This is a genomic window from Alteromonas sp. G4i13, from assembly GCF_054960505.1.
Genome location: NZ_JBHNYX010000007.1, coordinates 111,851 through 126,154, shown reverse-complemented (window position 1 = coordinate 126,154; position 14,304 = coordinate 111,851). Strand labels below are relative to the sequence as shown.

The following is a 14,304-nucleotide window of genomic DNA, read 5'->3' as shown; positions in this document are numbered from 1 at the left end:
GCAAGATAGGCGGATTGCACTGTAGAAGCCTCTTCAAAGACTAGGAGAGGGGAAACAGTGCCGTGGAAGCGGTAAGGCTGAACTTCTACGTAAAAGTCTTAATTATCTATTCAGACTGGTATTAAGCTACCCTTTGCGCTGCGTACTACCCCAACGGTACGCGGCGCTTTTTTATTGGGGTTGAAAAAAGGCGTTTTCGCTCTCATTTAGAAGACGAAAGCTTAAACTGTTTAAAGCAACCACTAAACGCGAGTGTATTCATTTAATAGCATGAACTAGGTTACACTTCGTTGGTTGTAAGTTGTTAGCGACAGATAACTGCATCTCACTAAAGTTAATTAGGGCGTGCTGACCTTTGGTTTGCATCAAAGGTCAATACGTCTTAGTGATCACACTCTCACTACGGGCAAATCATGAAAGCGTTGGACATTAAAGGGTTAACCAAAACCTACAAAGGTGGCGTACAGGCACTAAAAGGCGTCGACCTTACAGTACAAGAAGGAGACTTCTTTGCATTACTTGGCCCAAATGGGGCGGGTAAATCTACCACTATTGGTATTATCAGTTCACTTGTAAACCAAACCAATGGCAGTGTGTCGGTGTTTGGTTATGACCTCACAACGCAAAAAGAGCAAGCCAAAGCCTGCATTGGGCTGGTGCCACAAGAGTTCAATTTCAACCAGTTTGAAACTGTACTGCAAATTGTATTGAATCAGGCAGGTTACTACGGTGTGCCGCGCAGTATTGCGAAAGAGCGCGCTAAAAAATACCTTGCCCAGCTTGACCTGTGGGAAAAACGCGATGCCCGCGCGCGTGAGCTATCGGGTGGTATGAAGCGAAGACTGATGATTGCTCGAGCACTCATGCATGAGCCGAAATTGCTTATTTTAGATGAGCCAACCGCGGGCGTAGATATTGAAATTCGCCGCTCAATGTGGGGCTTCTTAGAAGAGATTAATCGTCAGGGGATCACGATTATCCTCACTACCCACTATCTTGAAGAAGCAGAAATGCTGTGTCGCAATATCGCCATTATTAACAAGGGCACCATTGTCGAGAACACCAGCATGAAAGCTTTATTGTCTAAATTAAGCCTAGAAACCTTTGTGTTGGATATCAAAATTCCAGAGGGCATGACGACGACAGATGACCTACTAACGGGCTTTGAACACCGTTTGATTGACGACCATACCCTTGAAGTTGATGTTGAGAAAACGGAAGGATTGAACCCGGTTTTCACCCAGCTAAGTGAAAAGGGTATTCAAGTAATGAGCATGCGCAATAAATCAAACCGCCTTGAAGAGCTATTTGTGCGTTTAGTTGAATCAGCGAAGCAAGCTGGCTAAACCCACAGCAGGTAAAGGTGAAAAACATGAAAACTGAAAGTACACAAATGAACACAGAAGAAAACGTGGGTTGGTTTAAGCAAAACTATGTGGCGCTAACCACTATTTGGATAAAAGAATGCACGCGCTTTTTGCGCATATGGGTACAAACCCTTGTGCCGCCAGCTATTACAATGAGTTTGTACTTCGTGATATTCGGTAGCCTCATCGGCAACCGTATTGGCGAAATGGGCGGCTTTACTTACATGGAGTTTATTGTGCCCGGCCTTATTATGATGTCGGTGATCACAAACTCCTACGCCAACGTGTCCTCTTCATTTTTTAGTGCTAAATTTCAGCGCAATATTGAAGAGCTGTTGGTGTCACCAGTACCCACTTCGGTCATCATTCTCGGGTATGTGGGCGGCGGCGTGGCCCGCGCCATACTGATAGGTATTATCGTTACCTTAGTGTCGCTGTTTTTCGTTGATGTTCAAATACACAATTTGGGCATTATTGCGCTCACGTTGTTACTCACTTCTACCTTGTTTGCGACTGCGGGTTTAATTAATGCGGTATTTGCGAAGACCTTTGATGATATTAGCGTGGTTCCAACGTTTGTATTAACACCGTTAACTTACTTAGGTGGTGTGTTTTATTCACTTACCCTATTGCCTGAATTCTGGCAGTGGGTGAGTAAGGCGAACCCTGTTGTCTATATGGTGAACGGGTTTCGTTATGGCTTCTTGGGGGTCTCTGACGTAAATGTAACCTTGTCGCTTGCCTTGTTAGTGGGCTTTAATGCACTGCTATTTGGTGTGGCGTACTACCTACTTAAAACGGGTAAAGGTATTCGTAGCTAATGGCCAGCGGTAATTCTAGAGAAATCACAACATCGCAGGTAGGTATTCACGATAAGTTAGACGACTTAGTGAAAAAGTACCAAGCGAGTGAAAATAAGCGACCGATTAGCGACCATACACAAGCCGCGTTTGATGATGTCAGCGCGTGGCTTGATGGCTTTAGCGGCGAGATCATTTTAGATTCATGCTGCGGCGTTGGCGAAAGTACGGCGAATATTGCAAGAGCAAACCCCGATGCGCGTGTTATCGGTATCGATAAGTCGGCGCTGCGGGTGGATAAACACGAGTATTACAGTGCACAGCAAGATAACTATCGGGTCATTCGTGCCGATGTGAACGACTTTTGGCGCTTAGTAAAGCAGTCTAGTTGGAACGTGACTCAGCACTTTCTGCTGTATCCCAACCCCTATCCTAAAAAGACGCAGGTTCAAAAGCGCTGGCACGGTAGTGCGGCCATGGTGGACCTGATGGCGATCACTCCAAATATTGAAGTGCGTAGCAACTGGCTTATTTATCTAATGGAATTTGCGCAAGCGGCTAAACATTACGGCATGGTATCTGATTTATCTGAAGTTACTGGCGATGATCACATGACGCCGTTTGAGCGAAAGTACCGAGGGAGCGGTCAATCGTGCTGGCAGCTTAACTGCCGTAGCGAAGAAGGCTGAGTCTGCTATAGCAGCAAGAAATACTGAAAGCTGTAAAAGTGGGGTGAGATGAAAAGCTCGCCCCGTTTGTTATTCAAATTTGTATAATTCGCTTGTTAATGGCGCGCAGTGGCACTTCTCACATTCGCCATGGGCGGACTAAACACATATCCCTGTGCATAACGAATGGGCAGGCGTTTTACGCGTTCTAGATGCGCCTCGTCTTCTACGTGCTCCGCAATAGTGCTTACTCCATGGCGTTCACATAGCGACAGCAGATAGTCTACATATTCCCTCACTGCCTCTTGTTCGTCATAGTGTTTAATTAGCCCGCCAGCGAGCTTAATCCCCCGAACCGGCAAGTTCATAAGCGCTCGTATGTTACCTGGGCATGATCCAACGTTATCGATGAAAACGCCCAGCCCCACATGCATGCTTTTTTCGATAAATGCGGTAAGGCTTTTCGGATTGGATAGGGCAGTAGAAGCACTCACTTCTATACTTACACGCTCCGGCGTGGGATAGCTTGCTAAATGGGTGATGAGGGTATTAGTAAGCTCTACATTGTGAAGGTCATTGGCAGTTATATTGATGTTCCAAGGGATATTAACGTCGTGAAAATAGCTGGCACATTGCACAAACATGCTCGCTGCAAGCGTATTTACGTGTTGTTCGCGCTCTATAAGGTAGAGAAATTCGCTAGGTAAAAAAGTCTTATCACCTCGGGTTATCAAGCGTGCCAGGCACTCGTAGCGCCATACTCCTTGGCTTTGTAAGTCAACGATGGGTTGAAAATAAGGCACGATATCATCGATAGAGAAATCCTCGGAAATTTCACGAATGGGCATAAACAGACCCCCTTGCTTTGAAGCAGTACTTTATCGCAGCGATGAATGCTTGAATGTGAGTTCAATGGCTACTTAGGCTCGCAATTAGAAGATGGAAAACCAATACGAGAGACCCGTGTTGGTACTATTCATAAATTAAATATAGTAGAGACTGATAAAATTTGCGGTACAAAATTCGGGGGAATTCGTTTAAATACGTGTGCAGAGTTAACCGCTTCATAAGTTTTTTACATGTAATAAAACGTTAATAGTCGCTTAAATGCCGTGCGCTAACCCTTGGCGAGCATTGCAATCTGATGTAAAGTGCGACACCCTGAAAGTATTGTGATAAGTTTTCAGGTTTGGCAACGAATGGACCGCGTCAACGCGCATTAGCCCAGCCGATGTACCGTTAAGGGATATGTTGGATAAATAGCTGCACCAGTCACAAAGTAATTGTGTCGAATGCTAGTTGGCTAAAAGGAAAAGTAAGTGTCAGGCCGGTGTCCTACAAAACCGCCTGTTGATTTCGCCCAATAAATGTAAGCGAAATGTGTGATTGTTTTAAGTATGAGGTGTGTTGAGTGGGTGAAGCGCAAGTTAGTTTAGAGCACCTGTTTAGGGTCTTTACCAAGCCTGAACACAAAGACTCAAAGCTGGCTCAAATAGAGCAGCATTTATCTGACAATATCTTAGATTTTTTGTCGCAGCACGTAGTGACAAAAAAGACGTCGTTAGAAGAAATTGAAAAAGACTTTTCAGACTCCAAGGTGCCTGAGTCACCCGAGTTTGTGTCTACTCATGCTGAAAGCTTGTTAGATAAGCTTGTTGCGCATTCAGTTAATACTTACTCGCCTACCTTTATTGGTCACATGACCTCAGCGTTGCCCTATTTTCACCTGCCGCTTTCTAAGTTAATGGTCGGGCTTAACCAGAACTTGGTTAAAATAGAAACGTCTAAAGCTTTCACGCCGCTAGAACGTCAAGTATTGGGTATGATGCACAACCTTGTGTACGATCAGCCTCAAAGCTTTTACGACAACCATCTACACAGTGCGGCCCATTCTTTGGGGGCATTTTGCTCTGGCGGAACCATTGCCAACATCACTGCCTTATGGGTGGCTCGCAACAAATTACTAGGCCCACAAAAAGGGTTTTCTGGCGTGGCAAAAGCAGGTCTTGCCGCTGCCTATCGTCACTACGACATTAACAATTTAGGCGTGATGTGCAGTAAACGTGGGCACTACTCGCTGTCAAAGGCTGTGGATGTATTGGGGTTAGGTCGCGAACAATTATTAACTGTGCCCGCGCCAAAGCAAACCCTAGACCCAGCAAAAGCCCTTCGCATTGGTAAACGTTATCAAGAGGAAGGCAATAAGCTTCTTGCTATCGTTGGGGTAGGCGGTACCACCGAAACAGGGCACGTAGACCCGCTAGACGAGCTTGCTGACGTAGCCAAAGAGTTAGGCTGCTGGTTCCATGTAGACGCAGCCTGGGGCGGCGCTACGCTGTTCTCGGCGCGCTATCGCGACAGACTAAAAGGTATTGAACGCGCAGACTCAGTGACTATTGATGCACATAAGCAAATGTACGTGCCAATGGGCGCAGGAATGGCGCTTTTCAAAGACCCACAAAATGCCAATGCGGTAAGACATCACGCCCAATATATTTTGCGTGCAGGCTCTAAAGACTTAGGTGCTACCACGCTGGAAGGCTCCCGAAACGGTATGGCCATGATGGTGTACTCGGCGCTGCATATATTCGGTCGCAAAGGGTACGAGCTACTTATTGATCGCAGCATTGATAAAGCCAAAGACTTTGCGCAGATGATTGATAAAGCCCAAGACTTTGAATTGACGACCACACCTATTCTATCACTGTTGACCTATCGCGTTTGTCCCGCTGAAGTGCAGGAAAAGCTAAAGCATGTGAATGCTAAAACCCGCAACGCTATTAATGAGAAGGTTGACGCCCTTGTTGTTGCGGTACAAAAGCAGCAGCGTGAAGCAGGTAAGTCTTTTGTGTCTCGTACTCGCCTGGAAGCGCCGGATTATCCTTCCCAGTGCATTACTGTATTTCGCGTGGTGTTAGCGAATCCGCTTACCAGCCATAACGATTTGGCCGCGATTTTAGCTGAACAGCACTTAATTGCGAAAGAGACACAGGCATGGAAAGAGCTAATGGATTTTGTTCGCGAAACAGAAACCGTTGCGTCTTAAAGACTTCAGCAGCAACAAATAAAAAAACGCCCGATGCAGGCCCTGTTTAAGAGCATTGCATCGGGCGTTTTCTTTTGTAGTTCGAGATTATCCGCGAGGATTGGTATTACGCTTAATCTCGCGTAATTTGCATATTATCAATTAAGCGCGTCTTGCCCATAAACATAGCAACAAGTAGAACTAATTCTTTGTCGCTATCGTTAGCTGGTTCAAAGGTGGCGGCGTTAACTACCTGACAGTAGTCTTTCTTAAAGCCTTTTGCTTCAAGGTTACTGACCATGGCATTTTCAAGCTGAACAAAGTCGGTGTTACCACTTTCTATGCCCGCTTTTAAGCGCTGCATTTCTGCAAAAATAGCACTCGCCGTCGCTTTTTCAGTGTCTGTGAGATAACCATTTCTAGAGCTCATTGCTAGGCCTGACGTTTCGCGCTCAGTAGGCACACCGTGAACCTTCACTGCCATTGATAAATCGCGAGCTAACGCGCGAATAACTTGTAGCTGCTGGAAGTCTTTTTCACCAAAAAACGCATCGTCGGGCTGTACCATGTTGAAAAGCTTGGTCACCACGGTAGCGACGCCGCGAAAATGGCCAGGGCGACTGGCGCCACAGTGCGAGCCTGAAATGCCGGGCACTTCAACGAACGTCTGCGCATCCAGACCTGCCGGATACATTTCCGCTACGCTAGGTAAAAACACCGCGTCTGCACCCACAGAAATAAGCTTAGCTTTATCTTCTTCGATAGTGCGTGGATAGGCGTCTAAATCTTCGTTCGCGCCAAACTGCATGGGGTTAACAAAAATGCTAACCACCACTTTGTCGTTGTGCGCTTTCGCTTTTTTAACTAGTTTGAGATGACCATCGTGCAGGTTGCCCATAGTGGGTACAAAACCTACGGTTTCACCATTACGTCGCCATGCGTTCACCGTGCTGCGTAATGCTGAAATACTATCAACCACCTTCATAATTTACCTCATTACTCGAAGCTGTGTTCAGCCGATGGGAACGCACCGCTTTGCACATCTTCAATATATTTTGATACGGCTTTGCGCATATCGCCGGTTTCTACAAGGTAGTTCTTTGAAAACTTCGGCATATAGTTTGCGCTGATGCCAAACATGTCGTGCATCACCAGAATTTGACCGTCAGTATCTTTGCCTGCGCCTATACCGATTACCGGTATGGTTAGGGCTTCACTAACTGCTTTGCCTAGCGATGAAGGCACGCACTCTAGCACTAATAACTGAATACCGGCTTCTTCCAACGCTTTCGCTTCGCTAAGCAGTTTTTCAGCTTGGCTCGCTTCGCGGCCTTGTACTTTAAAACCACCGAAAACGTGCACTGACTGAGGCGTTAAGCCTAAATGGCCACACACAGGGACGCCGCGCAGGTTTAAGCCTTTGATGGTGTCGCACAACCAGCTTCCACCTTCCATCTTAACCATACTTGCACCTGCAGCCATAAGCTTTGCTGCATTGGCGTAGGTTTGCTCAGGAGTGGCGTAAGACATAAACGGCATATCGGCTAATACGAAGGCGCGTTCAGTGCCGCGACGCACACTTTTCGTGTGGTAGGCAATGTCATCGATGGTTACCGGTAGGGTGTCGTCTTCACCTTGAAGGACCATGCCTAAAGAGTCGCCGATAAGAAGGGCGTCAACGCCTTGTTCGTCGAACATTTTGGCGAAGCTGGCGTCGTAAGCGGTTAAAGAGGTGATCTTTTCCCCGGCCTGCTTTTTCTTAAGCAAGCCCGATACAGTTACTTTCTTCATGACATGTCTCAGATTGATATTGTTGGTATCGTGTGGCGAACTATACGGATTTTGCCGCTAATTGGAAGAGCGCAGGCGACGAAGTCCATCCAGCGAGCAGTTAGCGACCCATGCCGAGATGGGTTTGCCATCGTGCATAACCATATTGGGCGCAATTTCAAACAGCGGCACCATAACGAACTCGCGCTCTGCCATGCCGTAATGGGGAATGATTAAGTCTGCGGTGTCGATAGTTTCGCTGCCGTACAACAAAATATCCAAATCCAACGTGCGTGGACCCCAGCGCTCACCTTTGCGCTCACGGCCTTCTTCCAGCTCAATGCGTTGCAGCTGCTTCAATAAGCCGTGGGGCTTTAACGAGGTCTCAATTAAGCACACCGCATTAATATAGTCAGGTTGGTCTTGCGGCCCCATCGGTTTACTAGAATAAAGTGAAGAGGTTTTAAGTACGCGGGTGTCTTCGATTTGACCTATCGCATCAAACGCGCGCTGGGCTTTTCCTTGGCTATCGCCGAGGTTGCTACCTACACCAATGTAAACGTGCTCTTTATGCATCAGGACCTCGCTTCGCTGGTTTACGCTTGCGCTTACGCGGGACACCTTTTGCGCCGCCTTCGCTTTTGCGAAGGGCGTTAAGCATGCCTTTCTGCTTACCGTTGTCAGCGTGCTGGAAGTGCGTCCACCACTGAGCTAGCTCTAATAGATCGCCACCTTCAATTTGGCCTCGGGCAAGTAAAAAGTCATAGCCAGCTCTAAATTTAGGGTGCGTGAGCAATTGGAAAGCGCGACGGCCAAAGCGCTTAGGTAGGCGTTGCTGTAAAATCCAGATGTCCCGAACCACGGTAGAGAAGCGTTTAGGGATCATAATACGTTGTGTTTGACGTGCGATAACCTCGCCTGACGCAATATTAAATGCATCGTGAGCATTTAAGCCAGACTCACTTTGTAAGCGTTGTGACTCTTCTTCAACCGGATACCAGAGTAGTGCGGCATAAAGGAACGCTGGCGTAACACGCTGGTCGCTATTAATGCGCTCGTCGGTATTGGCAAGTACGCGACGTACAAACTGCATTTCACGGCTGTTTTCATCTTTCAAAAACGGCGTTAGCTGAGGGAACAAAGGCTCGATTAAGCCGTATTCGTGCAGCATTAAGAAGGTTTCTTCTCCCTTACCCGATAAAAACAGTTTAAGGGTTTCTTCAAACAAGCGCGCTGGTGGAATGTTCTGTAAAAGGTTGGCCAGAGATTTTATCGGTGCAGCGGTTTTTGCTTCAATGCGCATGCCAAGCTTAACGGCAAAGCGCACCGCACGTAGCATGCGTACCGGATCTTCACGGTAGCGTGTTTCCGGGTCGCCAATAAGCTCAACTTCTCGTTTTTCTATGGCGGCTAAGCCATTAGCAAAGTCTTTTACCGTAAAGTCTGCCACGCTGTAATACATGGCGTTAAAGGTAAAGTCACGGCGTTCAGCATCTTCTTCAATGGTGCCAAATACGTTGTCGCGTACTAATTGACCGTGAGCGTCGCGCTTTGCGACAGCCTTGCCCTTGGGAAGGTTTTCGTCTTCGTCTGACTCTTGGTGGTGCCCGCGGAACGTGGCTACTTCAATGATTTCACGGCCAAACACAATGTGGGCCAAACGAAAGCGCCTGCCGATAAGGCGGCAATTTCTGAACAAGCCTTTAATTTGTTCAGGTGTGGCGTTCGTCACCACGTCGAAATCTTTTGGTTCGTGACCCATCAAAATGTCGCGTACACAGCCTCCTACCAAATAGGATTCGAAGCCAGCTCCATTAAGGCGATACATTACTTTTAATGCATTTGCGCTTACGTCTTCGCGAGATATACCGTGTTCTCCACGGGTCATAGTCCTTGGCTTTAAAGCGTTAGGAGACGAACTCTCTTTTGAAAAAGCGCGCTTAACAGATTTAAAAACACGATGAATGATGATGGTATCTCCGCAGACTATAAAGGTTCGCTATAATAAGTGGATTCATGCTGTGGAACAATAATTTCGGGTGTTTTCACTACTTTTTTCCTATTCCACATTGAAATAGCCGTCTTAAGCGCCGAATCAATATCACCAAATTCTGACGCATTTGGAAAGGAAAAGCCTAAAAAGTGCATCACACGCACGAGATTATCTAAAGCTGATTCGTTTTTAACTGGCGCTGCACGGTTTTGTTTACTTAGTTTTCTGCCTGGTGCCACGGCAGCGACCGGCACGTGACCGTATTCAGGAGTAGAATAGCCCAGCGTGTGATATACGGCGCGCTGTAAAGGCGTGACATCAATTAAATCACACCCTCTAATGACATGGTTAACTTGCTGAAATACGTCATCTAAAATCACGACAAGGTTATACGAAAATAAGCCGTCTCGACGTTTCAGTACTACGTCTTCGGCTATTAAATCGGAGCTTGAATTAGAGGGCATAACTTTGCCCATAAGCACGTCATCAAAGGCTTCAAGTTGAGTATCTACTTTTAAACGAACTGCACAATCCTGTGTGTTGGAGTGCACTGGCTCAGTTCGACAGTGGCCGTTATAAACACCGCCCATGGCTTTAATTTGCTTACGTGTGCAGGTACAAAAATAGGCTTTTTGTTGTGTAAGTAAGTCATCGAGAACCGCTTGATAACGGGCATGTTGTTGGCTTTGATAGATGACGTCGCCGTCCCAATACAGGCCGTGGGCTTCTAGGGTAGTGAGTATGTCTTTATCTACACCTTTAATACAGCGCGGCTCGTCTATATCTTCCATACGTAGCAGCCATTTTCCGTTATGGCTTTTGGCATCTAGGTAGCTGGCAACAGCGGTAACTATCGAACCGAAGTGAAGTTGGCCGGATGGAGAGGGAGCAAAGCGCCCTACATAGTGGTTATGCATAATAAAGGCTTAACAAAAAGCCCCATCTTTTCGGGATGAGGCTTTCTATATCAACGTAATCGAGGCTAGTAACTTAACCTTGAAGTTGTTTTTCTTTAATTTCAGCCATGGTCTTACAGTCGATACATAAATCTGCTGTAGGACGAGCTTCTAAGCGACGAATACCAATTTCGATACCACACTGGTCACAGAAGCCGAAATCGTCTTCTTCAATTCGCTTAAGCGTTTTTTCAATTTTCTTTATTAGCTTACGCTCACGGTCACGTGTACGTAACTCAAGGCTGAACTCTTCTTCTTGAGCTGCACGGTCTACAGGATCAGGGAAGTTTGCTGCTTCATCCTTCATGTGCGTTACTGTACGGTCAACTTCTTCACGAAGTTGGTTGCGCCATGCTTTAAGCAATAGACGGAAGTGCTCCATTTGGGGCTCGCCCATGTACTCTTCGTCAGCTTTTGGCTCGTACGGCTGTAAACCTGCCAGCGCTAATAGTCCTAGGGATTTTGTTTCTTTTCCTGTTGGCATCTGCCACATCTCCTACACTACGACATCCATCTTGTCCTGATTGGACCGATATCTATATCAGACTCGACAACTTCAGGCAATCAATCGTGTCTATGTAATTATTATGCTGGTGTATTGCTTTCATAAATTAGCCAGGTGTTTTTTCATTTAGCCCGCTGGCTACCAGCAAACGCATTAGTGCGTTCTCCCACTAAAACAAGGCGCAAATATGAAGGCGAAATGAAAAAAATCAACCTATTTTTTATAAAATCAAAGGGAGTGTTTGATTTAATAGGATTTTTTGTTCGTCTATTATACAGCTTGCCGCCAAAACCGTTACGCCAGCGTTTGCGGCAATCTTTACGCTTTCTGCATAAGTTGGATCAATATGCTCGGCCACTTGTACACTTTCGATGGCGGTGTGTTGTACGCAGAATAATAGATTGGTTTTTATACCACTGTCAGATAAACGAGCAAGTTCTAAACAGTGCTTCGCGCCGCGTTGAGTGACTGCGTCGGGGAAGAACCCTTTGTTTTCATCTGCTAAGGTGACGGATTTAACTTCCATATACTCAGTAACACTTTGATGTTCAGCATTTTTTCGGGTTAATGCAAAGTCGAACCGGCTATTGGCGGTAGGAGGTGTTACTTCTGCTTTCCAATCTGTGATGTCTGAAAATTCGCTTAGCACCTTGTTATCTAGCGCTTCCGCCACCAGTTTATTAGCATTGTGCGTATTAATGCCGATGAAGTGACCATCAAATGTTTGGGCTAGCTCCCATGTATACTTGAGTTTTCGATTAGGGTTGGTGGACTCACTTAAAAAGACAGTGTATCCAGGAACAGCGCAGCCAGTCATAGCGCCAGTATTTGGGCAATGTGCAGTTACAATAGTGCCGTCGTCTAACTCAACATCGGCAAGAAATCGCTTGTACCTTTTTATAAGGGTGCCGCGTAATAAGGAAGGTGAAAACTTCATGTGACGCCTTTTTTAGAATGTAGGTGAAAACACGTTAGTGTGTTTCGCTAATTGATATGTGTGCTTTTGAACGAGCACGTATAGCGTATGCGCTTAGCGAACAAAGCGTATGTGGTTAGCGAACAACAAGCGCAGTAAACAAGGCGCCAAAGAGTAACAAACATTTGTGCAAGCGCAAAAAGCGCTTTGCAATAATATAACGATGTAATAAGGAATAAAACGCGATGGCAGAATTTACCGTTAGCCTTTCTAGAAACAGTGCTGAAGCAGTGTGGGGCGAGAGTGCTAAGCTTTCTTTCACTGAATCAGGTGCAGTTATTCACCTGCCTGACGACAAGCTTAATGAGCGTTTAATTCAGCAAGCGGCAAGAAAGCTAGATGGCTTAAGCCTGCCAGCAGTTACGCTAAGCGGTGATTGGCACAAAGAGCAGCAGTGGGCTTTTGCACTTAGCTTCACGCGTGCGCGCAAACCAGCGTCAATAAAATGGGCCGAAACGGCTGACAAAGAAGCGCTAGAGCAAGAATATGCGGCGTTACTATTTACCCGTCAGCTGGTAAACGAAACACCTGAAGATCTAAGCCCTGAAACCTTAGCAACCCGAGCAGCACAGTGGCTTAAGTCACTGGGTGGTGACAAGGTCACTTACTCAATGACGGTAGGTGAAGATCTTAAAGAGCAGGGCTGGATTGGCATTTATAATGTGGGCCGCGGCAGTGAACGTCCGCCTGCAATGCTGGTACTTGATTACAACCCAACAGGTAATACGGATGCGCCGGTTGATGCCGTGCTAGTTGGAAAAGGCATCACCTTCGACAGCGGTGGCTACAGCATTAAATCAAGCGAAGGCATGTTAGATATGAAATGTGACATGGGCGGCGCAGCGACGGTAACAGGGGCATTAGGGCTATCTATTTCTCAAGGCAGTGAAAAGCGTATTCAGCTTATTTTGTGCTGTGCAGAAAACCTTATTAGCGGTCACGCTTATAAGTTAGGTGATGTGCTTACCTATAAAAATGGGGTAACCGTTGAAGTGGTTAATACCGATGCTGAAGGACGTTTAGTGTTGGCTGATGGCCTTATGGCGGCAACGGAAACGGGCGCACCGTTGATTATTGATGCAGCAACGCTAACCGGTGCTGCAGTGGTTGCACTGGGTTCTGACTACCATGGCGTATTCTCGTTAGATGATAATGCCCGCGAACAAATGCTTAAAGCAGCGAAGGCAGAAAACGAACGTTTTTGGGCGCTACCACTTGAAGATTTCCACGCAGAGCGCTGTCCATCGGCGTTCGCAGATACAGCAAACAGTCGCCCAATGAAAGGTGGCGGTGGTGGCGGTGCATCAAACGCTGCGGGCTTCTTATCACGCTTTGTTAAGCCAGAAGGCTGGGTACATTTGGATTTAGCCGCTGCTTACCATGGCGGGGCAACATCTGAAATGCCGGTAGGGGCAACAGCGAAAGGTATTCGCTCAATTGCGAGAATGCTGAAAGACTTCAGTGCATAAATAAGATAGCGTTCGACGCCTCCAATGGCTGTCGAACGCTACTCTACTCTATTTTTAAACGTCGCACGTTGTGCCACGTGGATGAGTAGAGGCAAAGCGAATAGCGTTACTTGAACTAACGTCGCTTCGCGCAAAAAAATAAAAAGGTCGTGACTTTGCAAAAAATCACGCCCTTTTTCTGTAAATTAGATCCCGCCTAAACGCTCGGCTAGCGTTTTATAGCGTTCAACGTCGCCACTGTCGAAAAGTGGGTTACCGTCGGTGTCTTTATCTTTCGAAACCAAAAGGCTTTCACGCTCAAGGCGCTCTACGCGCACTTCTTGTACGCCAAGAAAAGCAGCCACTTCTTTAACAGTCATCAAACTCATTGCAATATTTCCTATTTTTGGTTGTTCTTATTGAGGATTAACAGGTTCCAACGCCGAACAATGCGCAGAACAAAACGTTAAACAAAATGATGTTACCCACTATTACATCAAAAGCTCTGGAGATAAGACATTATCCAAAAGGTGTAGAAAAAGCCAATTGGGCTGTTTGAATTCTGACCGTGAATAAGGCGAAAACACCGCTTAGAAATGACAAACACTTCTCCCTACGCTTTAGTAAAGCGCACTTTCGTTATTTTTCGAGTATTTTTTGCAGGCTCTAGATAAATGAAAAACAATCATGCCTTAAAAGGTGTTTTTAACTAAGTCAGCTTGGTTTACCATTGCGCGCCTAAAACGACCATCTGTAAGAACTTTGAGTTATACTCAATGGTTTACGCGCAAACGGG

14 protein-coding genes are annotated in these 14,304 nt (G+C 46.3%); 5 read left to right on the top strand and 9 right to left on the bottom strand.

Annotated elements, in window-relative coordinates; all coding sequences use genetic code 11:
- Positions 1 to 413: 413 nt before the first annotated feature.
- Genes ACFI6J_RS05170 through trmB form a run of 3 tightly spaced genes read left to right on the top strand, consistent with a single transcriptional unit; the run spans position 414 to position 2,856 of the window.
- On the top strand, positions 414 to 1,346 hold the full coding sequence (locus tag ACFI6J_RS05170) for an ABC transporter ATP-binding protein (RefSeq protein WP_039226809.1): 933 nt from the start codon (positions 414 to 416) through the stop codon (positions 1,344 to 1,346).
- 26 nt (positions 1,347 to 1,372) lie between these two features.
- A complete protein-coding gene (locus ACFI6J_RS05165; protein WP_014951006.1) occupies positions 1,373 to 2,188 on the top strand; it encodes an ABC transporter permease in 816 nt (271 codons plus the stop codon).
- Positions 2,188 to 2,856, top strand: a complete 669-nt coding sequence (gene trmB, locus ACFI6J_RS05160) for a tRNA (guanine(46)-N(7))-methyltransferase TrmB (RefSeq protein WP_110289379.1) — start codon at positions 2,188 to 2,190, stop codon at positions 2,854 to 2,856. The genes ACFI6J_RS05165 and trmB overlap by 1 nt, the downstream gene beginning before the upstream one ends.
- 95 nt (positions 2,857 to 2,951) lie before the next feature.
- On the opposite strand, the gene ACFI6J_RS05155 is transcribed toward trmB, so the two are convergent.
- Positions 2,952 to 3,683: an EAL domain-containing protein gene (locus ACFI6J_RS05155; protein WP_014951004.1), complete on the bottom strand. Its 732-nt coding sequence runs from the start codon at positions 3,681 to 3,683 to the stop codon at positions 2,952 to 2,954.
- 563 nt (positions 3,684 to 4,246) lie between these two features.
- Here ACFI6J_RS05155 and panP point away from each other — a divergent pair.
- Entirely contained in the window at positions 4,247 to 5,881 is a 1,635-nt protein-coding gene (gene panP / locus ACFI6J_RS05150; RefSeq protein ID WP_014977595.1) for a pyridoxal-dependent aspartate 1-decarboxylase PanP, read from the top strand.
- Positions 5,882 to 5,993: 112 nt separating this feature from the next.
- Here the strand turns inward: panP and panC are convergent, their stop codons facing one another.
- The 7 genes from panC to sfsA form a co-directional block, all read right to left on the bottom strand.
- Positions 5,994 to 6,845: a pantoate--beta-alanine ligase gene (gene panC / locus ACFI6J_RS05145; protein ID WP_014980495.1), complete on the bottom strand. Its 852-nt coding sequence runs from the start codon at positions 6,843 to 6,845 to the stop codon at positions 5,994 to 5,996.
- 11 nt (positions 6,846 to 6,856) lie between these two features.
- The gene (gene panB / locus ACFI6J_RS05140) at positions 6,857 to 7,651 is read right to left on the bottom strand and encodes a 3-methyl-2-oxobutanoate hydroxymethyltransferase (RefSeq protein ID WP_014977593.1); all 795 of its coding nucleotides are present in this window, start codon (positions 7,649 to 7,651) and stop codon (positions 6,857 to 6,859) included.
- 57 nt (positions 7,652 to 7,708) lie between these two features.
- The gene (gene folK, locus ACFI6J_RS05135) at positions 7,709 to 8,206 is read right to left on the bottom strand and encodes a 2-amino-4-hydroxy-6-hydroxymethyldihydropteridine diphosphokinase (RefSeq protein WP_014951000.1); all 498 of its coding nucleotides are present in this window, start codon (positions 8,204 to 8,206) and stop codon (positions 7,709 to 7,711) included.
- Complete coding sequence (pcnB, locus tag ACFI6J_RS05130) at positions 8,199 to 9,518, bottom strand: polynucleotide adenylyltransferase PcnB (RefSeq protein ID WP_462557818.1); 1,320 nt, start codon at positions 9,516 to 9,518, stop codon at positions 8,199 to 8,201. Before pcnB ends, folK begins: the two co-directional genes overlap by 8 nt.
- Positions 9,519 to 9,616: 98 nt before the next feature.
- A complete protein-coding gene (gluQRS, locus tag ACFI6J_RS05125) occupies positions 9,617 to 10,540 on the bottom strand; it encodes a tRNA glutamyl-Q(34) synthetase GluQRS (RefSeq protein WP_371342325.1) in 924 nt (307 codons plus the stop codon).
- Positions 10,541 to 10,613: 73 nt separating this feature from the next.
- Positions 10,614 to 11,063 (bottom strand): RNA polymerase-binding protein DksA, encoded by a 450-nt coding sequence (dksA, locus tag ACFI6J_RS05120; protein WP_014950997.1) that lies wholly within the window; start codon positions 11,061 to 11,063, stop codon positions 10,614 to 10,616.
- Positions 11,064 to 11,304: 241 nt separating this feature from the next.
- The gene (gene sfsA / locus ACFI6J_RS05115) at positions 11,305 to 12,021 is read right to left on the bottom strand and encodes a DNA/RNA nuclease SfsA (protein ID WP_039234061.1); all 717 of its coding nucleotides are present in this window, start codon (positions 12,019 to 12,021) and stop codon (positions 11,305 to 11,307) included.
- A gap of 224 nt (positions 12,022 to 12,245) precedes the next feature.
- Between sfsA and pepB the strand changes: the two genes are divergently transcribed.
- Entirely contained in the window at positions 12,246 to 13,529 is a 1,284-nt protein-coding gene (gene pepB, locus ACFI6J_RS05110) for an aminopeptidase PepB (protein ID WP_371342324.1), read from the top strand.
- Positions 13,530 to 13,714: 185 nt separating this feature from the next.
- On the opposite strand, the gene ACFI6J_RS05105 is transcribed toward pepB, so the two are convergent.
- Positions 13,715 to 13,897: a hypothetical protein gene (locus ACFI6J_RS05105; RefSeq protein WP_014950994.1), complete on the bottom strand. Its 183-nt coding sequence runs from the start codon at positions 13,895 to 13,897 to the stop codon at positions 13,715 to 13,717.
- Between the last annotated feature and the right edge of the window lie 407 nt (positions 13,898 to 14,304).